The sequence below is a fragment of the Mammaliicoccus vitulinus genome, assembly GCF_029024305.1.
Classification (GTDB): Bacteria; Bacillota; Bacilli; order Staphylococcales; family Staphylococcaceae; genus Mammaliicoccus; species Mammaliicoccus vitulinus.
The window spans coordinates 1,827,743-1,851,279 of sequence record NZ_CP118974.1 but is presented as its reverse complement, the minus strand read 5'-3'; the positions used below and the strand labels follow the sequence as shown (position 1 = coordinate 1,851,279).

22 protein-coding genes and 2 pseudogenes are annotated in these 23,537 nt (G+C 32.3%); 16 read left to right on the top strand and 8 right to left on the bottom strand.

Annotation, left to right across the window (positions count from 1 at the left end; genetic code table 11):
* Positions 1-15: 15 nt before the first annotated feature.
* From PYW35_RS09355 to PYW35_RS09330, 6 genes are all read left to right on the top strand, one after another.
* On the top strand, positions 16-1,845 hold the full coding sequence (locus tag PYW35_RS09355; protein ID WP_204107836.1) for a hypothetical protein: 1,830 nt from the start codon (positions 16-18) through the stop codon (positions 1,843-1,845).
* Positions 1,846-1,874: 29 nt separating this feature from the next.
* Complete coding sequence (locus tag PYW35_RS09350; protein WP_016911271.1) at positions 1,875-2,687, top strand: ABC transporter permease; 813 nt, start codon at positions 1,875-1,877, stop codon at positions 2,685-2,687.
* Between the two features lie 12 nt (positions 2,688-2,699).
* Positions 2,700-3,917: a glycosyltransferase family 4 protein gene (locus PYW35_RS09345; protein WP_103323324.1), complete on the top strand. Its 1,218-nt coding sequence runs from the start codon at positions 2,700-2,702 to the stop codon at positions 3,915-3,917.
* A 52-nt stretch (positions 3,918-3,969) separates the two neighbouring features.
* A complete protein-coding gene (locus PYW35_RS09340; RefSeq protein ID WP_371868269.1) occupies positions 3,970-4,812 on the top strand; it encodes an ABC transporter ATP-binding protein in 843 nt (280 codons plus the stop codon).
* Positions 4,813-4,835: 23 nt separating this feature from the next.
* Positions 4,836-6,161, top strand: coding sequence for a glycosyltransferase (locus PYW35_RS09335; protein ID WP_103323325.1), 1,326 nt, complete (start codon positions 4,836-4,838; stop codon positions 6,159-6,161).
* A 124-nt stretch (positions 6,162-6,285) separates the two neighbouring features.
* Entirely contained in the window at positions 6,286-6,567 is a 282-nt protein-coding gene (locus PYW35_RS09330; RefSeq protein WP_016911267.1) for a hypothetical protein, read from the top strand.
* A 143-nt stretch (positions 6,568-6,710) separates the two neighbouring features.
* Here the strand turns inward: PYW35_RS09330 and qoxD are convergent, their stop codons facing one another.
* From qoxD to PYW35_RS09295, 7 genes and pseudogenes are all read right to left on the bottom strand, one after another.
* The gene (gene qoxD / locus PYW35_RS09325; protein WP_016911266.1) at positions 6,711-7,004 is read right to left on the bottom strand and encodes a cytochrome aa3 quinol oxidase subunit IV; all 294 of its coding nucleotides are present in this window, start codon (positions 7,002-7,004) and stop codon (positions 6,711-6,713) included.
* Positions 7,001-7,609 (bottom strand): cytochrome aa3 quinol oxidase subunit III, encoded by a 609-nt coding sequence (gene qoxC / locus PYW35_RS09320; protein WP_016911265.1) that lies wholly within the window; start codon positions 7,607-7,609, stop codon positions 7,001-7,003. The genes qoxD and qoxC overlap by 4 nt, the downstream gene beginning before the upstream one ends.
* Positions 7,602-9,596, bottom strand: a complete 1,995-nt coding sequence (qoxB, locus tag PYW35_RS09315; protein WP_016911264.1) for a cytochrome aa3 quinol oxidase subunit I — start codon at positions 9,594-9,596, stop codon at positions 7,602-7,604. Before qoxB ends, qoxC begins: the two co-directional genes overlap by 8 nt.
* The gene (gene qoxA, locus PYW35_RS09310) at positions 9,596-10,711 is read right to left on the bottom strand and encodes a cytochrome aa3 quinol oxidase subunit II (protein ID WP_016911263.1); all 1,116 of its coding nucleotides are present in this window, start codon (positions 10,709-10,711) and stop codon (positions 9,596-9,598) included. The genes qoxB and qoxA overlap by 1 nt, the downstream gene beginning before the upstream one ends.
* Before the next feature lie 334 nt (positions 10,712-11,045).
* Positions 11,046-11,471: pseudogene (locus tag PYW35_RS09305) on the bottom strand (immunoglobulin-like domain-containing protein); the annotation flags it as partial.
* Positions 11,472-11,630: 159 nt separating this feature from the next.
* A pseudogene (locus tag PYW35_RS09300) lies at positions 11,631-11,942 on the bottom strand (immunoglobulin-like domain-containing protein); the annotation flags it as partial.
* 130 nt (positions 11,943-12,072) lie between these two features.
* On the bottom strand, positions 12,073-12,501 hold the full coding sequence (locus tag PYW35_RS09295) for an RrF2 family transcriptional regulator (protein ID WP_103323327.1): 429 nt from the start codon (positions 12,499-12,501) through the stop codon (positions 12,073-12,075).
* 184 nt (positions 12,502-12,685) lie between these two features.
* Here PYW35_RS09295 and PYW35_RS09290 point away from each other — a divergent pair, with 184 nt between their 5' ends.
* Entirely contained in the window at positions 12,686-13,843 is a 1,158-nt protein-coding gene (locus tag PYW35_RS09290; RefSeq protein WP_103323328.1) for a globin domain-containing protein, read from the top strand.
* Between the two features lie 158 nt (positions 13,844-14,001).
* Here the strand turns inward: PYW35_RS09290 and folD are convergent, their stop codons facing one another.
* Positions 14,002-14,859 (bottom strand): bifunctional methylenetetrahydrofolate dehydrogenase/methenyltetrahydrofolate cyclohydrolase FolD, encoded by an 858-nt coding sequence (gene folD / locus PYW35_RS09285; RefSeq protein ID WP_016912082.1) that lies wholly within the window; start codon positions 14,857-14,859, stop codon positions 14,002-14,004.
* A 208-nt stretch (positions 14,860-15,067) separates the two neighbouring features.
* Here folD and purE point away from each other — a divergent pair, with 208 nt between their 5' ends.
* The 9 genes from purE to purN are packed head-to-tail and all read left to right on the top strand — an operon-like array spanning position 15,068 to position 23,537.
* Entirely contained in the window at positions 15,068-15,550 is a 483-nt protein-coding gene (gene purE / locus PYW35_RS09280; RefSeq protein WP_026023237.1) for a 5-(carboxyamino)imidazole ribonucleotide mutase, read from the top strand.
* On the top strand, positions 15,537-16,664 hold the full coding sequence (gene purK, locus PYW35_RS09275; protein ID WP_103323329.1) for a 5-(carboxyamino)imidazole ribonucleotide synthase: 1,128 nt from the start codon (positions 15,537-15,539) through the stop codon (positions 16,662-16,664). Before purE ends, purK begins: the two co-directional genes overlap by 14 nt.
* 1 nt (position 16,665) lies before the next feature.
* Entirely contained in the window at positions 16,666-17,367 is a 702-nt protein-coding gene (gene purC / locus PYW35_RS09270; protein WP_103323330.1) for a phosphoribosylaminoimidazolesuccinocarboxamide synthase, read from the top strand.
* On the top strand, positions 17,368-17,628 hold the full coding sequence (gene purS, locus PYW35_RS09265) for a phosphoribosylformylglycinamidine synthase subunit PurS (RefSeq protein ID WP_016912086.1): 261 nt from the start codon (positions 17,368-17,370) through the stop codon (positions 17,626-17,628).
* Positions 17,628-18,299, top strand: a complete 672-nt coding sequence (purQ, locus tag PYW35_RS09260; RefSeq protein WP_103323331.1) for a phosphoribosylformylglycinamidine synthase subunit PurQ — start codon at positions 17,628-17,630, stop codon at positions 18,297-18,299. The genes purS and purQ overlap by 1 nt, the downstream gene beginning before the upstream one ends.
* The gene (gene purL, locus PYW35_RS09255) at positions 18,292-20,481 is read left to right on the top strand and encodes a phosphoribosylformylglycinamidine synthase subunit PurL (protein WP_103323332.1); all 2,190 of its coding nucleotides are present in this window, start codon (positions 18,292-18,294) and stop codon (positions 20,479-20,481) included. The genes purQ and purL overlap by 8 nt, the downstream gene beginning before the upstream one ends.
* On the top strand, positions 20,460-21,956 hold the full coding sequence (gene purF, locus PYW35_RS09250; protein ID WP_016912089.1) for an amidophosphoribosyltransferase: 1,497 nt from the start codon (positions 20,460-20,462) through the stop codon (positions 21,954-21,956). Before purL ends, purF begins: the two co-directional genes overlap by 22 nt.
* Positions 21,940-22,974, top strand: a complete 1,035-nt coding sequence (gene purM, locus PYW35_RS09245; protein WP_103323333.1) for a phosphoribosylformylglycinamidine cyclo-ligase — start codon at positions 21,940-21,942, stop codon at positions 22,972-22,974. The genes purF and purM overlap by 17 nt, the downstream gene beginning before the upstream one ends.
* Complete coding sequence (purN, locus tag PYW35_RS09240) at positions 22,971-23,537, top strand: phosphoribosylglycinamide formyltransferase (RefSeq protein ID WP_016912091.1); 567 nt, start codon at positions 22,971-22,973, stop codon at positions 23,535-23,537. The genes purM and purN overlap by 4 nt, the downstream gene beginning before the upstream one ends.

Genomic DNA, 23,537 nt, shown 5'->3' with positions numbered 1-23,537 from the left:
TAAGGGGGGGATATGATGAATCATGTACTAACAAAGTTTCATAAAGCATATATGGTGTATCCCAATCAATTCTCGGTTAATCATGAATATTATCAAAAAAATATAGAATTCCATGATTATAAAGTATATTTTTCTGATGACTTAGATGATTACCAAGATTCGATGAGTGGAGCAAAAGTTGTGTTGTTAGGTCATTTAGTTCACACTAAAAATAGTGAATTGAATTATGATGAAATATTCTCTCAATTATTATCACACGAAATAGATTCATATGAATTTCTAGAAGAGATGAGTTTTTATAATGGTAGATATGCATTGTTTTTAGAATGCAATGAACAATTATACTTTTATAATGATGCAACATCATTTTTATCACTGTATTATCACGCTGACTTGCCTGTATATGCTAGTCATTCGGAGCTATTAAAACAATTGATTGAACAGCTTTATAACATTGATTGTGAACAAATTGCTTATAAATCAAATGGCTTTTTAGACTATAGTAAATACAAAAATATTTATAAATTTAATGCAAATACAAGGTTGAACATGACGTCGCAAAAAATTAAAAGAATTTATCCGATTAAATCTTATGAAGAAAAATCGGCTGAAGATGTATACAGTTTAATAGACAATGAGATAAAAGAATCGGTTAAATATTTATTTGGACTAGATAAGAAGGTATTGTGCTCTGTCACTGCTGGTCATGACTCAAAAGTATCATTGTCTTATATTAAAGATCATACGGATAGGGTCAATTTTTTCACTTATACGAAAAATATAGAAGAATTAGAAAATAATGCAGTAGCTCAAATATATCGTATAGATGAATTAATAGCACAAAAGCTTGCATCTAATTTAAATTTAAACCATACATTATTTAATATGGACAACTTACCGATAAAACCTAAGTTAAATGAAGATTATGATTTATATGAAACGAGCCACAGTATAAAACTTATTAATTACTATAGTGAAAATAATGACTTTAAAAATGTCATACATTTAAAATCGACAATTTTTGAATTGGCTAAAGGTATTATTCCAAAAAACATTCAAAATCGAGATTCTTTTTTCCCTTATAACAGTGCTATAAAAAAATGGGCAAAAGATTTTCCGATTGATGACGAGCTGGTGACGAAATATTTGTCGGACTTCATCGTTAGAAACGATTTGAATAAAACAATACAATCTGGTTATCATCCATTTGAAATTTTATATTACGAATCAAGAATGAATGGATGGCACAGTGGCATCATTCAAGAAAGTGACGGTTATTTAGATGTATTTAGTTTAATAAACACAAGGCATATTCTGTTTGAGTTACTTAATATAAATGACTCAGATAAACAAGATCAACAGCTACATAAATTAATTGTTCAAAACAATTGGCCAATCTTAAATTATTTTCAAGTAAACAATAGTGACTCTTTAGAAGATAAAGTGATTCATTTAAAAGAACAATTAGATGAGCGGATAAGTAACTTAGAAAATATTGTAATAGAAAGTAAGGATTTTTATCAATATATTAAATTAAATGAAACTAGGTTCAGAGCACTTTCAAATGAATTTAGTAAAGTTGATAAAAAACAGCTAGTATTAACAAATAAATCAAATAACATTCGAAAAATTGAAATTAAAACTTTTTATAACAATACAAATGGTAGAGGCATAATCTACTTTGATGTAGAAAATGATACGATTGATTTAGTAGATTTAAGCTTAAATGGATATGATTTAACGTTCAGTCCTCAAGAGACAAAAATAATTTCAGTATATGCAAGTAAAAATTTTGAAAAGTCATCGTGGATCAATGCTTCAGAATTTGAAATTATAGAAAAATAAAAAATCAAAATCAAGTAGGTCGTTATAATATGAAGATAGTTACTGAAATCTTTAAAGAACAATTTAATAATTTACCTAAAATTTTCAAACTTGCAATTTATAATATGAAAAGTCAATACGCCAATCATTATCTTGGCGTGTTTTGGAATATATTACAACCGATTTTACAAGTGACTGTTTATTATCTTGTGTTTGGTTTAGGTTTAAGAGGAGATGCTAGTGCACAAGTAGTGGGTGTACCATTTTTAGTACATTTAATATCAGGTCTCTTCCCTTGGTTATTTATTTCACAAGGAATTAATACTGGTGCAGCTGCCATACAAGGTAATGTGGGGCTTTTATCGAAGATGAGGTTCCCATCCTCAATATTTATCTCGATAGCATTAACGAACAATATGATTAATCTGATGATTACTTCATCAATACTATTTGTCATTTCACTTGTTAATGGTTATGTACCATGGTGGCACTATTTCTGGTTCATTTACTTTTTAATTGCATCTTATGCGATTATTTTTGGTATATCACTCATAATGAGTACTTTAATAATTGTCATTAGAGATACTAAAAATTTACTTCAAAATGTTATAAGAATGTTATTCTTTATGACACCTATTTTTTGGGCCATGGAAGAGGCGCATGGTATTTTGCAAAAATTAGCGAGCTTAAATCCATTTGCTTATTTAGTAGGTGTATATAGAACAGCATTTGTTCATGGAAATGTATCAATATATGGACAATGGCATGATCATTTATACTTTTGGTTAATTACAATTATATTATTGTTAATTGGTTCATTGATTCATTCAAGATTCAAAAGGAAATTACTAGACTACTTATAGGGTGTTCATAATATGACTAAGAAATTATTAATGATTTCACAAAACTTTTATCCAGAACTCGGATCTGCAGCAAACAGAATGAAAATGATGTTTAAAGCTTTTAAACTGAAAGGCTCAGATCCGACAATGTTAACAACTGAACCAACATACCCGAACCAAAACTTATTTGATGATGATACATATTTTACTGATCATTCTTTAAATGAGTTAGAAAAAAGTAAAATTATACGCATGAAAATGCATGGAAATAAACAAAATAGTAATTTTGTAATGAGATTAGTTTACTATATGGAACAATATATAAGATTAAAAGTGTTTCTTAAAATGCATAAGGAAGATTATGATATTGTATATGTTTCAAGTCCAAATATATTTCTTGCTTGGGCAACACTTTTTTTCAAACAAGCAAAGCGCCCGACATACGTGTTGGAAATTAGAGATTTATGGCCAGACAGTGTAAATGGATTGAAACATATTAACATTAGTTTATTTATGCCACTTTTAAAATATTTAGAAAAGAAAATGTATAATTCTGCCGATAAAATTGTCATAAACAACGAAGCATTTAGAGCACATATTCAAAATAGATTAGAGAATAAAACGCCCATTTTTTACTTGCCTAATGGGATTTCAAAAAGTGAATTGGTTGTTGAAGAAAAATGTGAAGATTTTAGCGTAATATATACAGGAAATATAGGATATGCACAAGATGTCGATAAATTAATATCCATATGTAAAGCTTTGAATGACAAACAAATATATGTAACAGCAATCGTATATGGCGTACAAGCTGCTAAATTTAGACAAGCTGTAAAAGATTGTGCATATATTCAAATAAGAAAGCCAATGGATCGTATAGACTGTTTAACTGAAATAGCTAAACACCACGTATCACTTTCAATATTGGAATCTTCAGATGTTTTTATGAATGTGATGCCTGGTAAAATTATAGATTCTATAGGTGTAGGAACACCGCCAATATCCAATATAAGCGGTCCTACTGAAGCTATTATTCAAAAATACGATTTAGGGTTTGCTCGAAAACAAGCTTCAATTACAACAATTGTTAATGAGATAGAGACTTTAAAAAATGATAAACAATCTTTATTGAATAAAGAAAATAATGCAAAGAAATATCGAGATGAACATTTAATTTGGGAAGATAATATTGAAAAGCTAATTACGTTTTTAAGAAAAGGTGATGAAGATGACAAAAACATACAAAATTAAATGTGAAAATGTCTCGAAAGTTTATGACTTGAATGTAAATAAAAAAGATAAATTGTTATCGTTATTTACTTTTGGCTTAAGTTATAAATCAAAACCTTATTATGCTTTACACGATATAACGTTTGAAGTAGAAGAAGGTACTTCAGTAGGTATTATTGGATTAAATGGTTCTGGAAAGTCGACGCTGTCTAATATTTTAGGTGGAGTGATTGAGCCTTCATCTGGTAATGTGTATACTAACGGAAAACCATCTTTAATTGCTATCGGCGCTGGATTGAACCCTGATTTTACAGGTGAGGAAAACATTCATTATAAATGTCTAATGCACGGTATGCCCCAAAAAGAAATCAATGAAAAATTTAATGATATCGTGCAATTTAGTGAGTTAGATGAATTTATATATCAACCTTTAAAATCTTATTCTAGTGGTATGAAATCTAGATTAGGGTTTGCTATAGCAATCCATACAGATCCAGATATCTTAATAGTAGATGAAGCTTTATCAGTAGGAGATGAAACTTTTTCAAACAAATGTATCGATAAAATGCATGAACTGCAAGAACAAGGCAAAACGATATTTTTTGTATCTCATTCTGCTGGTCAAATTAAAAAAATGTGTAAAAAAGCGATTTGGATACATTATGGGGAAATGGTTGCTTACGGTGAAGTGAATGAAATTATTGAAAGATATGTTCAATTAATTCAGAAAGTCAAAAAGAAATCTAAAAACGAACAATTAGATTATAAACGAATTAAAATTCAGCAACAACGTGAAAAAGTAGTGGATGATTCAATTATTCATAAAGAGAAAAGGCCAACTGGCTTATTGGCAATGATTGGTTTAATGAGTGTAGCATGGTTATATATACTATTGTTCCAAGTAGGTATACTATAAATCATATAGAATGAGGTTGGAAAATGAAAAAAGTCACAATGTTTGTATGGAATCATTTCACAAATGATGCAAGAGTTAATAGAGAATGTACAACTTTAGCTGAACGTGGTTATGAAGTAGATTTAATAGCAATTGATGATCCTAAGAATCCAGTAATCTCTGCCTATGAAGAAATTTCTAAATCATTTAGAGTACATAGAGTTAAAAGGTATCCTTGGATGTTGCAAGCTTATCAAGATCACGGAAAGAAATTTTTACTAGTAGTAGCTGGCGTTCAAGTAGCAATTATCCCAAGTTTATTTTTTATTAGTTTTACTTTAATGGCTGCATATTTCATGTCGCTAGTTCTTGCAGCTGGAATGATAAAAATAAAAAAAATGAGAAAATGGTTTATCAACGGTGCGATTATTACTCGAATGATTGTCAAAGGCTATATACAAAATGCTGATATTTATCATGCAAATGATTTAAATACATTACCACAAGCAATTGTTTGTTCGAAATTACGATTAAAGCCTAAACCACTTATATATGATAGTCATGAAGTACAATCTGATAGAACAGGTTATAATAAAGAACGCATCAAAAGAATCGAATCATTTATGTTAAAATTTGTTGATCAAATGATTGTAGAAAATCATACAAGAGCATCATATAACGAAGAAATTTATGGTTTTTATCCTAAAACGCTGTATAACTACTCTGAAAAATATGATATACACACTAAACCGAAAATTAATTTACATCATAAAATCGGTATAAATGAAGATGAAAAAATATTGTTATATCAAGGTGGACTACAACAAGGTAGAGGACTGGAATTACTGATTAAAGCAATGGATGATATTGAAGAAGGACACTTATTATTTATAGGTGGCGGAAAATTAACACAAGAATTAAAAAACCTTAGCAAAAATTCTTCCGAAGCTCATAGAATACACTTTTTAGATAAAGTGCCATTTCAAGAATTACCGTCCTATACAAGAGAAGCTTATTTAGGCTTTCAAGTATTGCAAAATATATGTTTCAATCATTATTCCGCCAGTTCAAATAAATTATTTGAATATATGATGGCACATGTTCCTGTAATAAGTTGTGACTTTCCAGAAATTAAAAAAGTTGTAAATGAAACAAAAACAGGATTAGTAGTTGATCCTCACAATGCAGCTGACATTGCACGAGCAGTTAATAAGTTGGTAAAAGATGAGGCATTGAGAAATAGTTTGAGTGAGAATACTAAGCATGCTAAAGAAATATATAATTGGAATAATGAAAAAGCAAAGCTAATTGATATTTATGACGAATTTGCCCCTTTAACGAGTAAAGCCATTCTACTAAATATTAATTAATTTAAACTGTCTACAAAGCTCTATGCTTGTAGACAGTTTTTATTTAGTTAACTTGTATTTAGTAAACATAGATATTACAATGATATAGCTAATATAGATAGGGATAAAAGGAGTTTAGTTTAAGATGTACATAAATAAAGGCATTAATCGCGTGAGCAATTTTATAGAAGCAGGTAATGATTATGAAGCAATGATGTTATTAAGAGACCTGGAAGCTAACGTAATGAGATATGATTTTGAAATTATGGGTGAAGGATTTAACAACTTTGCAGATTTATATGTTTCATTAAAAAATAGAAAGAAAGCAATTGAAATGTATCAAAAAGCCATTCTATACTTTAGAGAAGTAGGGAATCAAAATAAAGTAGGCGAGGTTAGTCGTAAGTTCGAAAATCTAATTTTATAGAATTAAAGAGTTTAGGACATAAACGTTCTAGAAACTTACAAAATTAGAAATATAAAAAACACCCAATCCGTAAATGAATCCAACGGATTGGGTGTTTTATTTTGAGAAAGGGAATGATATCCCAAGCTCTTAATATATAGATATTACATATGGGCGCTGTGTCCGCCAACCATAACCCAATAAGTACCGATTACTACTAATAAAGTAATAATGACTGCGAAGAGTACTTTGAAGGCTGTTGCGCGTCCATCTGGTCCTTCTGTTAAATGCATAAACATTAATAATTGAACGATTGCTTGTATAAATGCAAAACCTATAATGATTGATGTTCTTACTTGTAATGACATGCCAGTGTATAACATGACATAAACAGCTAACAACGTAAGTACAATTGAGAAAATTAAACCGACTGTATGCGAAACGACTGTTTTATTCATGATCCACTCACCATCCCTACAAGATAGACTAGTGTAAAGATAAAGATCCATACAACATCAAGGAAATGCCAATACAAACTTCCGATAAATACTTTTGGTGCGTTATGTTCATTTAATCCACGAGTAGCAATTTGGATTAAAACGCCTGATATCCAGAATATACCTACAGTTACATGGAGACCATGTGTTCCTAATAGGATAAAGAATGAAGACCAGAATGATCCTAGTTGTGGTGTAACACCTTCATGAACGTAATGTGTGAACTCGTAAACTTCAAATCCAACGAATCCTGCACCTAATAATATTGTGATAATCATCCATACCATCATCATTTTGACATTTTGTTTACGCATGTAATAAACTGCGATACCACAAGTGTAACTACTTACTAATAATAAGAATGTCATAATCATAACTAATGGTAATTCAAATAGTTCAGGTGTAGTGAATCCACCATATGAACCACTTTTTTGTAATACTAAGAATGTAGCAAATAATGTACCGAATAACGCAACTTCCGCAGTAAGAAAGACCCAAAATCCGAGTTTATTTAATTGCCCTGTTTCATTAACAGTATCAATTGTATTATGTTGTTCATTACTCATCTTTATTGTCCTCCTTTTCCTGCAATTCTTGTTTGCGTAATTCACGTAGTTTTGCTTCATTTTCTTCTAATTCTTCAGCATGAATATGGTAACCATAGTCTTTTTCGAAACTTCTCCATATCATACATGCAAATATACCTGCACCAAAGATGATTGCTGGAATATAAGTTTCGAATATGAGGAAGAATCCACCAAATAGGAAGCAGACTGCCATCCAGAAACCAACATGTGTATTGTTAGGCATGTGTATATCTTTATAATCTTGATCATCAAGATAGTGTTTACCATTTTCTTTCATTTCTACAAATGTTTCAGTGTCATACCATTTTGGTGTAATCGCAAAGTTGTAGTGAGGTGGCATAGCTGAAGCAGTAGCCCATTCTAATGTTCTACCTAAGCCATTCCAGTTGTCACCAGTTGCTTCACGTTTAGCTTTACCAAAGCTATATACGACGTTCCATACTAAAGCTAAGAATCCTATACCCATCAAGAATGCACCCATCGTTGAGATGAAGTTTAATGTGAACCATCCATCTGCTTGAGTGTATTTGTATAAACGACGAGGCATACCATCTAAGCCTAATAAGAATTGTGGTAAGAAACAAAGGTTAAATCCTAAAGTAAATGTCCAGAATAACCATTGATTAATTTTTTCATTCAATTTGTAACCAAACATTTTTGGATACCAGAAAATTAAACCTGCGAAACATGCGAATACAACACCAGCAATAATAACATAGTGGAAATGTGCCACTAAGAAATAAGTATTGTGGTACTGATAGTCTGCAGCTGCCATGGCAAGCATGACACCTGTAACACCACCTAAAGTAAAGTTAGGGATGAATGCTAATGAGAATAGCATTGGTGATTCAAATGTAATTCGGCCTTTATACAAGGTGAATAGCCAGTTGAATATTTTAACACCGGTTGGTATTGCGATCAACATAGTTGAGATTGAGAAGAATGAGTTTACTAATGCACCATTACCCATAGTGAAGAAATGGTGAACCCATACTAAGAAACTTAGGAACGCAATACCACTAGTTGCCCAGACCATACTTTGATGTCCGAATAAACGTTTTCTTGCAAATGTTGGGATAATTTCTGAATAAATACCGAATGCTGGCAATACAAGTATATATACTTCAGGGTGACCCCAAACCCAGAAGAAGTTAGCCCATAGCATTGGCATACCACCATTAGCTATTTCAAAGAAGCTTGTGCCCATTAAACGGTCGAAAGTCATTAAAGCAAGTGCGACAGTTAAAATAGGGAAGGCTAATATGATTAATAATGATGTTATTAATGTTGTCATAGAGAACATTGGGATTTGCATAAATTTCATAGATTTAGTACGCAATTTTAAGATAGTAACAAAGAAGTTAATACCAGTCATTAATGTACCAATACCTGAAATTTGAATAGCAACTAAATAATAATTAATACCTGTACCTGGACTGAAATCAGTTGCTAGTGGAGCATAGTTTGTCCAACCAGCAGCTGGAGCGCCACCAAGTACGAATGAAATATTGAATAGACCCATACCTGCAGCAAATAACCAGAAACTCAAGTTATTTAACATAGGGAATGCAACATCTCGAGCACCTAATTGTAATGGTACAACGACGTTCATTAAACCAATTAAGAACGGCATAGCCATGAAGATAATCATGATAACACCATGTGTTGTAAAGATTTCATTATAGTGCTGAGATTCGAGTAATTTACTATCTGGTGCCATTAATTGTAGACGAATAAGAAGTGCATCCATACCACCACGGAAAAACATAATGATTGCAGATATAATGTACATTACACCGATTTTTTTATGGTCTACTGATGTTAACCATTCAGTATACAACCATTTCCATTTTTTGTAATAAGTCAATCCACCAACAACAGCTATACCTGTTAATACAAGCATAACTTGCGCTATTGTGATCATCCAGTCATTTTGTATGATTAATTCATTCCATGGAAAATTCATTACTTGTCACCTCCATGGTTATTGTTAGAAGACTGCTTATCTTGTTTTTCATCTTCAGATTTAGCGTCTTCTTGGATTTTTTCCATTTCATCCATATGATGTTCTTCTTCTTTTTTGAAGTCACTGTCATATTTTTCATTATTTTTAAGAATCGTAGGTTTCATTCCATGACGTTCGTAGTTTGGATTAGTAACAGTTACTTTACGAGCTGGTAATACTGGTTTATCTGTTACGCCTTCACTTTCGTCATAGAAGTTTGGATCTTTCGGCTCATAACGGTAACGTTTAAATGCATGGAAGATATATTCCGGATCCGCAGCTGGATCAACATATGCTAAATGTGTACCACTATAAGTAAGTTCCTGATTCTTAGTTGTAGGTAAAAGTTGGTGATCAAATGTGTCTTGATCTATTGTTTTACGTTTCTGTGATTTTGAAACCCATTTATCGTAATCTTTAGAGCTTACTGAGTTTACGTTAAATGTCTGTCTAGAGAAACCTTCACCATTAAAGTTTGAATTTCTTCCTTTAAAAGTACCAGTTTCATTGGCTTGTAATGTCCAATCCATTGTCATGCTTGTCATAGCATATTTCTGACCACCTAATTGTGGAATCCAGAAACTTGTCATCATATCCATAGATTGTAGTTTGAATAAAACTGGACGACCTTCTGGAATTGTTACATGATTTACTGTTTCAACTTTTTCATCTGGATAACTAAAGAACCATTTATAACCAGCACTTGTTGCATAAATAACTACTGGATCTTCATCAGATTTAGGTGGTTCCTCATAAGAATACAGAGATTTAATCGTTGGTACAGCTAAAATCACAAGTATGATAACAGGAATTGTAAACCATACTGCTTCTAAGATGACGTTGTGATGCATAGTACCTGATGTTTCATTTTTTGTTTTTCTATATTTTATAATAAATATTAAAAACAAAATTGAGACCACTATAACAATAAAGACCATCATGATAATTGAAAAGATAATTAAGAAATGTTGATCTTCTGCCATAGGGCCTTTGGGGTTTAATACTTCTAAATTTGAACAACCACTAAGTAAAATACCTAATGTTGACATGAGAAGTATTGATTTTAACTTTGCCACGTTTTTTACCTCCCAATTTTCTATATACCTATATATATGGCTAGACCTCAATTTTAAAGGATTTGAACATATTTACAAGGCTAGTAAAAGGGATGTAAGCGTTATAATTTGAAAATGTATGAGAATAACTTTGATATGACGGCTTTTTATCTAAATGTTAAATTTTTGTGTACATTTAAAAAGATAATAAAATAAGCAAAATATTAGTAAAAACATTGATTTTTCAGCATATTAAGAAAATTGAAAGGTGAAAAAATTTGTAAATTGATACTATAATTTTGCTCATAAATAAAAAAGGAAGATTTCAATTAAATATTGAAATCTTCCTTTTGTGTTATTTCACTGTTATTGTTCTACCTTGAGCAGTAATATGGCCATCAGCATCTGATACTGCATATCCTACTTTATACTTACCAGGTTTATCTGTATTTACTTCACCACTTGTTACAATGTCTGAAGTTAAGTCTTTACCTGAGTTGTCTTTAGCTTTTACATCTTTTAATAGATCGAAATCTTTACCTTTTTTCACTGTTATATCTTTTATACCCGTTATTTCTGGTTTAGGTGCTAATTCAGCATCATTTACATAAACGCCACGTTTATAAGTGTAGTAATAACCATCTGAATCTTTGACGTGATAAGTGATATATTGCAAACCAGTTTTCGAAGTATCAATATTACCTTTAACAGTAACTTTATCAGTGATGTCGCCATCTTTCTTATCTAAAGCTTTAACACCTTTCATTGTGTCAAAATGATCGCCTTGATAAACTAAATCTTTAGTTGGTACCGTAATAAGAGGCATGTTATCGTCTAAGTTTTTAGTTGAAGTTTTTTTGTTAGAAGCAACTTCTGCTTTTGATTTATCTTTATCATGAGTCGTTTTATCTTTAGATCCGTTTAAAGAACCTTCTTTGACTACATAAACATAGTGCCACTTAGTTCGATATGCACCATCAGAATCAGTAACTTTATACTGTACTTTATATTTACCTAATTTAGAAGTATCAACATCTCCACTAACTTTAATTTTGTTAGTTAAGTCGCCATCTTCTTTATCATAAGCTTTAATGCCTTTTAATGAATCATAATCAGCGCCTTTTTCAACAACGTCTCCTTCAACACCTTTAATTTGTGGAAGACTGTTACCAGTAGCACTAGCAGTTAATGAAGGTGTAACTAATGATGCCGACACACCAAGAACTGTTAATGACTGTATTATTTTGTTCATCATAATTATGTACTCCTTTGTTGTAAGCTATAAGGAAAGAATAACATGACTCGTGCATCAATTCCTTATTAATTTAAATATTATCGCAATCTTGTCACATTTACATCGACCTTAAGACCGATTTCAACGTTTAAGGTGTATAAAGTGTTTCTTTTAGAGTATTTTTAGGGATAATATCACTTAAATAATATTTATCTAAAGTAAGTAAGTATTCATTTAAAGCATGATTAAGTGCACCTTTTAATCCACAGTTTAATACAATGGGGCATGTGTTTGTCTCCATATTAAAACATTCTACCAATTCGAAGTGATCTTCAGTTTGTCTGACAAGCTTTCCGATATTTATTTCAGAAGGAGATTGATTAAGAATTATGCCACCATTTCTTCCACGAATAGATTTTAAGTAGCCTAATTTTACAAGTTGATGTACGACTTTAGTTAAATGATTTTTGGAAATGCCATAAAATGTCGCAATCTCTTCTATTTGAGATTGTTTATTCTGTTGAGCAAGGTACATAAGTACGCGCAACGAATAATCCGTATATTGGGTGAGCTTCATAAAGTTCATCCTCCTTATAATATATTAATTATACTTAAAACAAAGTCTAAAAAACAATGATTGAATTTGAAAATCATGAAATATTGACAATTTTGTAAACAAACACAAATTATATTGAAAAACATTGTGAAACTATTTACAATTAAACATGTATTTAAAATATATCTTTAAGAGGGGGATTCTGATGTTATCAGAACAAACTAAAGAAATCGTTAAACAAACAGTACCAGTATTAGAACAATACGGAAATGAAATTACTAAAGTCTTTTATGAAAGATTATTTGAAGCACACCCAGAATTATTAAATATCTTTAATAAATCAAACCAAAAACAAGGGAAACAACAAACGGCATTAGCACAAACTGTATTAGCAGCAGCTAAACATATCGATCAGTTAGAAGCAATTGTGCCTAATGTTAACCAAATTGCTCATAAACACCGTGCGTTACAAGTAAAAGAAGAACACTATCCAATAGTTGGAGAGTATTTATTAAAAGCGATTAAAGAAGTATTAGGCGACGCAGCTACAGACGATATTATGAATGCTTGGGAAGAAGCATATGGTGAAATCGCGAGCGTATTCATTCAAATGGAAAAAGCAATGTATGAACAAGCTGCTTGGGACGACTTTCAATCATTTAAAATTACTAATATCGAAGACCAAGGTACTTCAATGAAATCATTCGAAGTTGAACCAGAAGAAAATATTAAAGTACCAGAGCTTATAGCTGGTCAATATATTACAGTACGTATTAAACCAACAAATGATGAAAACTTGGCGTTAAGACACTATTCAATTTTTTCAGTTAAAAATGATGGAAAAATCAGATTTGCTGTTAAAAGAGAAGGTGCGGGCGAGAAAAAAGGACTTGTATCACATGACCTACACGATAGTTACTCAGTAGGAGATACTTTAGAAATCTCAGCTCCAGCAGGTGATTTCAAAGTAGAATCACCTGAAGATAAAAAATTATTGCTATTATCTTCAGGAGCTGGTGTAACACCAATGTTAGCTATGTTAGAAGATGAAGGTTATAAAGGTAGAGATGTTCATTTCGTACATGTTAACGAATCAGAAGCAGATGTACCATTCAAAAAAGAAATAGATGCATTAAATGTAATGAACAATAATGTTGAAGTTACTTACCACTTAAGAGAAAGAGACGGTTACTTAACAAGTGACGAACTAAAATCTTGGATAAATGAAGATGTAGAAATTTATTTATGTGGTGGTATAACATTTATGGATACAATTTTTGAAGAATTAAACAAATTAAACATTGATCAATCAGGTGTACATTTCGAACCATTTGGTCCAAAAATGAGTATTACAAACGTATAATTCCGATACACGCAAAAAACCAATCCGTTGAATTCATTTCAATTAGCGGATTGGTTTTTTTATTAATCAACTTATAAAAAAATATGAAAAAACAGAGCCAACATTGGATAACATGTGTTGGCTCTGTTTTCATTTTTAGTCTAGAGACTATTATATGTTTATTCTATTCCATTTTTCCATTTTTCAGCTAATAGTGTGTTGTTCAAGACCATTGTGATTGTGAGTGGGCCGACACCGCCTGGTACTGGCGTGATTGCTCCGGCAACTTCTTTAACCGCTTCGAAATCTACGTCACCTTTAAGTTTACCGTCTTCGCCTGGTGTGTTACCAACGTCAACAATGACTGCACCTGGTTTTACTAAGTCTTTTGTTACGAGGTGTACGCGTCCTACTGCACTTACTATTACATCTGCTTGTTTTAAAACTTCTTCTGTATTTGTCGACTTAGAATGCAATAGCGTTACAGTTGCATCTTGATCTGTTAATAATTTACTTACAGGTTGACCGACGATATGACTTCTACCGATTACAGCCACGTTTTTACCTTTTAAGTCGATATCAGCATGTTTGAGTATTTCCATAATGCCTAATGGTGTACATGGAATAAACGTACGTTCACCAGTATATAATCTACCAATATTAATAGGGTTGAAACCGTCTACGTCTTTATCTGGATTAATTGTTTCTAATACTTTAGCTTCAGAAACTTGTTTAGGAAGTGGTACTTGCACTAGAATACCGCTCACAGAATTATCGTTGTTTAATCTTTCTAATTCATTAAGAACTTCTTCTTCTGTAGATGATTCGTCCATATGTATGATTTCAGATATCATACCGATCTTCTCAGCTGCTTTCTTTTTAGAATTAACATAACTTTGGCTCGCACCGTCATTACCTACAAGAATGACAGATAGTTTTGGTACGATGTTATGTGTCTTTAATCTTTCTACTTCACTTTGAAGACCAGCTCTGTAAGCCTTCGCTATTTCTCTACCGTCTAATATCTTAGCTACCATGAAAATTGCCTCCTAAATAATAAATCGAACTTTAGTGTTGGTTACACTGTAAATTATCTCTTTAATACGAACATAAATCAATTATTTTTGTAAAAAAGATATAAAATGTTCGTTTTTCCATTGAAAATAGCATTATCAATTGTTATGCTATATCTGTAATATACACAATAAAAGTTAAATATTTCAACTATTTGAAAGGGTGACTTACATGAAAGTGGCAGTAATAATGGGTAGTTCATCAGATTGGCCTATCATGAAAGAAGCATGTGATATGCTTGATTATTTTGGAATTCAATATGATAAGAAGGTTGTATCTGCACATAGAACACCATTAGAAATGGTTGATTTTGCAAAAAATGCTACTAGTCAAAACATCGATATTATTATCGCTGGAGCAGGAGGCGCAGCGCACTTACCAGGAATGGTTGCTTCGCTAACGACAGTTCCAGTTATAGGTGTACCAATTGAATCGAAAAGTTTAAAAGGCATGGATTCTTTACTATCTATAGTACAAATGCCAGGTGGAATTCCTGTCGCAACTACTGCTATAGGAAAAGCAGGATCTAAGAATGCTGGTATTTTAGCAGCGAGAATGATTGGTATGACTGATGAAAATGTAAGAAATCAATTAGTGAATTATGAAAAAAGTTTACGCGATAAAGTGGAGGAAATGCAAAATGACTTATTATAACCTTGAATCAGGTGACATGATAGGTATTGTGGGCGGCGGTCAATTAGGCAAAATGATGGCGCAATCTGCACAAAAAATGGGATTTAAAGTCGCAATCCTAGATCCTGATGAAAATTGTCCTGCACAATTTGTAGCACATGAATTTATAAATGCTGATTACTCTAATGAAAAGGCACTTAATCAATTAGGTAATATCTCAAAAGTCGTTACTTATGAATTTGAAAATATAGATGCACAACAATTAGAAACACTTTCCAATAAATATAATATACCTCAAGGAAGTGAAACAGTTGCTTTATTACAAGATAGATTAACTGAAAAGCAAACTCTAGAAAGCGCTCATGTAAATATAGTGCCGTTTTTAGAAGTGAAGCAATCTCAAGACTTGGATGAAGCGATTGAAACAATAGGCTTTCCATTTATTATAAAAACACGTTTTGGTGGTTATGACGGAAAAGGACAACTTGTCATACGGTCTAACGATGACTTGGATGAAGCAAGAGAACTTATTGCCGATACACCATGCGTAGTTGAAAAATATCTCCCTCTATATAAAGAAGTATCCATAACAGCTACACGTGACATTTATGATCAAACAGTTTATTTTCCTCTACAAGAAAATGAACATAGAGATCAAATATTATATAAAACAATCGTTCCAGCTCGTTTAGATTTTGAAGAACAAGCTATAAATGAAGTTGAAAAGATCATGTCTAAAGTTCATTTCATTGGTATTTTTACTGTGGAATTTTTCGTGACTGATGATTATAAGCTATTTGTAAATGAAATTGCACCTAGACCTCATAATTCTGGACATTATTCTATAGAAGCTTGTGATTATTCTCAATTTGATACACACATACTTGCTGTAGCAGGGTGGCACTTGCCAGAAAAAATTAATTTATTACAACCAGCTATTATGATGAATTTATTAGGTCAAGATGTATCGAACTTGAAGCATGAATTTTATAAGCATCCAGATTGGCATGTTCATATATACGGCAAAAAGATTAATAAAGTTAACCGTAAGATGGGACATATTACTAAACTATCAACAGATTTAGATAAGGATGAACAACAATTTAATCAAACTTTTGAAGGGCGGAACAAGTAACATGTCACTACTTTATGAAGGTAAAGCTAAAAGAGTATTCAATACAGAACAAGAAGATGTTTTAAGAATTGAATATAAAGATGAAGTAACAGCAGGTAACGGAGCTAAAAAAGATGAAATGTTAGGAAAAGGTAGATTAAACAATTTAATTACATCTAAAATTTTTGGAATATTGAAACAAAAAGGTGTTCCGAGCCACTTTATAGAACAAATATCTGAAACAGAACAACTTGTTAAAGCTGTAGAAATCTTTCCATTAGAAGTCGTTGTTCGTAACGTAGCTGCAGGGTCTATTTGTAAAAGGCTTGGCTTTGAAAAAGGTCATACATTTGAAGAACCATTATTAGAATTATTTTATAAAAAAGATGAGTTAAATGATCCTCTAATTACAGACGATCACGTCGCATTACTTAATATTGCTACACCTGATGAACTATCTACTATTAAAAATGAAGCTTTAAAAGTTAATGCTGTATTAAGTGAAGTAATGAATGAAATGAACTTGATATTAGTAGATTATAAAATCGAGTTTGGTGTTACGAAAGATGGTCAAATTTTATTAGCTGATGAAATATCTCCAGATACTTGCAGAATTTGGGATAAAGAGACACAAGAAAACTTTGATAAAGATGTATACAGAGAAGATACTGGCTCATTAATCGATACTTATGAAACTTTTTACAAAAAATTGGAGGAACTATAAATGAAGAAGATTGAATTGCACATCACATTACAAGGTCAGGTTTTAGATACTCAAGGTCAAGCATTAAACAGAGCAGTACATGATTTAGGATACGAGCAAGTAAATGATATTAGAGTAGGTAAAGTTATATATATGACAGTTGATGAAACAGATGAAAATACAATCAAAAATGTTGTCAATACGTTAAGTGAAAAGTTATTTGCTAATACTGTAATTGAAGAATATAGTTTCAAAATCTTAGAAGACGAGGAGAACGCGTAATGAAATTAGCTGTATTAGTATTTCCGGGATCTAATTGCGATCGTGATATGTTTAATGCTGCTAAACATTCTGGTGTTGAAGCGGCATATGTAGATTATAGAGAAACTTCACTTGAAGGTTTTGATGGTGTCTTAATACCTGGTGGGTTCTCTTTTGGTGACTATCTAAGATCTGGTGCGATGGCTCGTGTAGCACCAATTATTAGTGAAGTAAAAAGACTTGCTCGTGAAGGAAAACCAGTATTAGGCGTTTGTAATGGATTCCAAATCTTAACTGAAGTTGGATTGTTACCAGGTGCTTTATTGCATAATGATAGTCATTTATTTGTTAGTAGAAATGAACAATTAACAATTGTAAATAATAAAACGAAATTTACTCATCAATATGACAAAGATGAAACAGTCGTTTATCCTGTTGCGCATGGTGAAGGACATTATTATTGTACAGATGACATTTATGATGATCTTGTAAAAAACAATCAAATTATTTTAACTTATAATGACAATCCAAATGGTTCATATAAAGATATAGCTGGTATAACAAATAAGGAAGGTAATGTTTGTGGAATGATGCCACATCCAGAACGTGCGATGGAAACATTACTTGGCTCAGATAGCGGTGTTAAATTATTTCAATCTATAATCGAAAGTTGGAGGGAACAACATGTCTAAGTTTTTAGAACCTAGTATAGAAGAAATAGAAAAAGAATATTTATATAGAGATATGGGCTTAACAGATAAAGAATATCAAAAAGTAATCAGTATTTTAGGTAGAAAACCTAATTTTACTGAGATTGGTATTTTTTCAGTAATGTGGAGTGAACATTGTTCTTATAAGCATTCTAAGCCATTTTTAAAGCAATTCCCTACTTCTGGCGAACATGTATTGATGGGACCAGGTGAAGGTGCTGGTGTTGTCGATATCGGCGATAACCAAGCAGTTGTATTCAAAGTAGAATCTCACAATCACCCTTCAGCGATAGAACCTTACCAAGGTGCTGCAACTGGTGTCGGCGGAATTATTCGTGACATCGTTTCAATTGGTGCAAGACCAATTTCATTATTAAATAGTTTAAGATTTGGTGAATTAACAAATAAAACTAATCGTAGGCTATTTAGTGGTGTCGTAAAAGGTATTGGTGGCTATGGTAACTGTATTGGTATCCCTACAGTTGCTGGTGAAATTGAATTTGATGGCCGTTATGATGGTAATCCACTTGTAAACGCAATGTGTGTCGGCATTATTGATCATGACAAAATTCAAAAAGGTACTGCTAAAGGTATAGGTAATCCAGTTATTTATGTTGGATTAAAAACAGGTAGAGACGGTATTCACGGTGCTACTTTTGCTTCAGAAGAATTAAGTGAAGCATCTGAAAGTAAGAGACCATCTGTACAAATAGGTGATCCTTTCGTCGGTAAAAAATTAATGGAAGCTACTTTAGAAGCGATAACATATCCAGAATTAGTCGGAATTCAAGATATGGGTGCTGCTGGTTTAACGTCATCATCATCAGAAATGGCTGCTAAAGGTGAAGGTGGTATACATCTACATTTAGAAAAAGTCCCTACACGAGAAGAAGGTATTTCTCCATATGAAATGATGTTATCAGAAACGCAAGAACGTATGTTATTAGTAGTAGAAAAAGGAACAGAACAAAAATTCTTAGATTTATTTGAACATCACGAATTAGATTCTGCAGTAATTGGTGAAGTAACTGATACAAATAGATTTGTATTATCTTACGAAGACGAAGTTTATGCAGATATTCCAGTTGAACCATTAGCTGACGAAGCACCAGTATATATTTTAGAAGGTGAAGCGAAAGAGCATAATGAAGATGCGCATCAATACGACAATATAGATGTTAAAGATGTATTTTCTAAGCTGATTAATCACCCTACAATTGCTTCAAAACATTATGCATATGACCAATATGATCAACAAGTTGGTGCGAATACAATTATTAAACCAGGTATTAGCGCCGGTGTCGTTAGAGTTGAAGGTACTAAAAAAGCAATTGCTTCAACGATAGATGGTGAAGCAAGATATGTTTATAACAACCCATATGAAGGCGGAAAAATGGTTGTAGCTGAAGCATATAGAAACCTAATATCTGTAGGTGCTAAACCTTTAGCAATGACAGATTGCTTAAATTATGGATCTCCTGAGAAGAAAGAAATATATCAACAATTAACTGATTCTACACGAGGCATGGCAGAAGCATGTGAAGCTTTAAATACACCAGTCGTATCTGGAAATGTTTCTTTATACAATGAAACTAAAGGAACTTCAATCTTCCCAACGCCTGTAGTAGGAATGGTCGGCTTAATTGAAGATGTAAGTTATTTGAATGACTTTGAACCAAAAGTTAACGAACGTATTTATATCGTTGGAGAAACAAAAAATGATTTTGGTGGAAGTCAAATCGAAAAATTATTATATAAAGAAGTTAACCATGAACCAAGTTCAATAGACTTAAACGCAGAAGTTCAACGTGGCGAACAAATTAAAGAAGCGATTCATGCTCAAACTGTTTCTCACGTCCAAGCAATAGGTAAGGGCGGTATTGCAATAAGTCTTGCAAAAGTATCATCACACTTTAATTTAGGATTAGATGTTACAGTACCACTTTCAAATGCACAATTATTCAGTGAAACACAAGGTAGATATATTTTAGTTGCTAAAGAAAGTCAAACAGTAGAAGTAGATGGTGCAGTTGAGATAGGTAAAATAACTGACGACGGTGAATTTACATTAACTAATGAATCATCACAAATTAAATACCATGTATCTGATTTGGATGAACAGTTGAAAGGGGCAATCGCTCAATGCATGAAATCAAGAGTTTAAATGAAGAATGTGGTGTATTTGGCATATGGAACCATCCAGATTCTGCACAATTAACTTATATGGGACTTCATAGTTTACAACATAGAGGTCAAGAAGGTGCAGGTATAGTTTCTTCAAATGGATTTGAGCTTAAAGGTGAAAGAGGTTTAGGATTGTTGACTGATGCAATTTCTGATGTTCAATTAGAAGGATTTAAAGGTAATCAACATGCAATTGGTCACGTAAGATATGCAACATCTGGAAATCAAGGTATTGAAAATATCCAACCTTTTTTATATCACTTTTATGATATGAGTGTAGGTGTTTGTCATAACGGAAATTTAGTTAATGCACAAAGTTTGAGAAAAGATTTAGAAAAAGACGGTGCTATTTTCCATTCTTCTTCAGATACAGAAGTGATCATGCATCTTATTAGAAGAAGTAAAGCATCCACTTTTGAAGAAGCATTAAAAGAAAGTTTGAATATAATAAAAGGCGGATTTACATTCGCTTTATTAACTAAAGATGCGCTATACGGTGCTGTAGATCCAAATGCAATTAGACCGTTAGCAGTAGGAAGAATGAAAACGGGTGCTTATATAATCGCTAGTGAAACATGTGCAATTGATGTTCTTGGCGCAGAGTTTATTAGAGATATTCATGCAGGAGAATTTATAGTCATTAATGATGATGGTATAAGAGTAGAATCATATACAACAGATACGACAACAGCAATTTCAGCTATGGAATATATTTATTTCGCTAGACCAGATTCCACAATAGCAGGTAAAAATGTACATGCTGTGCGCAAAGAATCAGGAAAAAGATTAGCACAAGAAAGCCCTGCTATTAATGCTGATATGGTTATAGGTGTGCCGAATTCATCACTTTCAGCAGCGTCTGGATTTGCTGAAGAAAGCCATTTACCGTATGAGATGGGACTTGTTAAAAATCAATATGTCGCTAGAACATTTATACAACCTACTCAAGAGTTACGTGAACAAGGTGTACGCGTCAAATTATCAGCTGTAAAAGATATTGTACATGGAAAAAATATTGTGCTTGTAGATGACTCAATTGTGAGAGGTACAACAAGTAAAAGAATCGTGAAAATGTTGAAAGACGCTGGAGCAAATGAAATTCATGTTCGCATTGCTTCTCCTGAATTTATGTTCCCTAGCTTTTATGGTATCGATGTATCCACATCATCAGAATTAATATCTGCAAATAAATCACCTGAAGAAATTAGAGACTATATTGGTGCAGATTCTTTATCTTATTTATCAGTTGATGGATTAATTAATTCTATTGGTTTAGATAAAGAGGTGCCATATCACGGTCTTTGTGTTGAAAGCTTTACGGGTGACTACCCTGCAGGACTGTATGATTATGAAGAACGATATTATGAAAATTTAAGTCCACGTCAAAAGGCTTATTTAGCAAATAACAAACAATACTTTGATAAAGAGGGTAATCTTAATGTCGAAAGCATATAAAGCATCTGGTGTAGATATAGAAGCAGGTTATGAAGCGGTAAATAGAATGAAGTCTCATGTACAAAGTACGATGAGAAAAGAAGTTTTAGGTGGATTAGGTGGATTTGGTGCAGCCTTTGATCTATCTCAATTAAATATGGAAAAACCAGTATTAGTATCAGGTACTGATGGCGTTGGAACTAAATTAAAACTCGCTATTGATTATAATAAGCATGACACAATAGGTATTGATGCAGTTGCAATGTGTGTAAATGATATTTTAACAACAGGTGCAGAGCCTTTGTATTTCTTAGATTATATTGCGACAAACAAAGTGGACCCAGAAACAATTGAAGCAATTGTTTCTGGCGTGTCTGTTGGTTGTAAGGAGACAAACTGTGCATTAATAGGTGGAGAAACTGCTGAAATGGGCGAAATGTATCATCAAGGTGAATATGATATTGCAGGATTTTGTGTTGGTGCAGTTGAAAAAGACGCGTATATCGATGGCAGTACCGTTGACGACGGTGACATATTAATCGGTATAAAATCAAGCGGTATACATTCTAACGGATACAGTTTAGTAAGAAATTTAATTAAAGAAAGTGAAATTGATTTAAATGATCAGTTTGATGAAAATAGAACGTATTTAGAGGCGTTTCTTGAACCAACTAAATTATACGTTAAACCGGTCCTTTCAGTATTAGAAAAAGTGAAAGTGAAAGGTATGTCACATATAACTGGTGGTGGCTTTATAGAGAATATCCCTAGAGCCATTCCTGAAGATAAAGACGCTGATATAGATGTGAGTTCATATGAAGTGCCTAAAATCTTTGATTGGTTAAAAGAACAAGGCAAGATTGAAGCAACAGAAATGTATAATGTCTTTAATATGGGTATTGGTTTTGTACTGATTGTTAATAAAGAAGATCAAGAGGAAACGCTGAATATTCTAAAAGGTCATAATGAAGAAGCTTTCGTTATTGGTAAAATTTCTAATGGAACAGGAAATGTCAATTTGTCGGGGGTTCAATCATGACAAAAATTGCTGTATTCGCATCAGGAAACGGATCAAACTTCGAAAAGATAATGGAAAATATTGAAGCAGGTTATTTAGATCATATTGAAGTGACAGCTTTATATACAGATAATCCAAATGCTTTTTGTATTGAAAGAGCAAGACGTTTTAATTTGCCGGTATATATTATCGATCCAAGAACATACGATAATAAAAAAGATTACGAAGAAGCGCTTTTAACAAAATTATCTCAAGATAGAGTCAGTTGGATTATTTTAGCAGGTTATATGAAAATTGTAGGTCCAACATTACTGAAGCAATATGAAGGAAAAATGTTAAACATTCATCCTTCTATTTTACCGAGCTTTCCAGGTAAAGATGCAGTTGGACAAGCACTTGATTATGGTGTTCGAGTGACAGGTGCAACAGTACACTATGTTGATAGTGGCATGGATACAGGTGAGATTATTGATCAATTAAGTTGCTCAGTACATCCAGATGACACAAGAGAAACATTGCAATTAAGAATACAAAACTTAGAATATGAATTATATCCACGTGTCATAAAAGAAATTATTCAATAA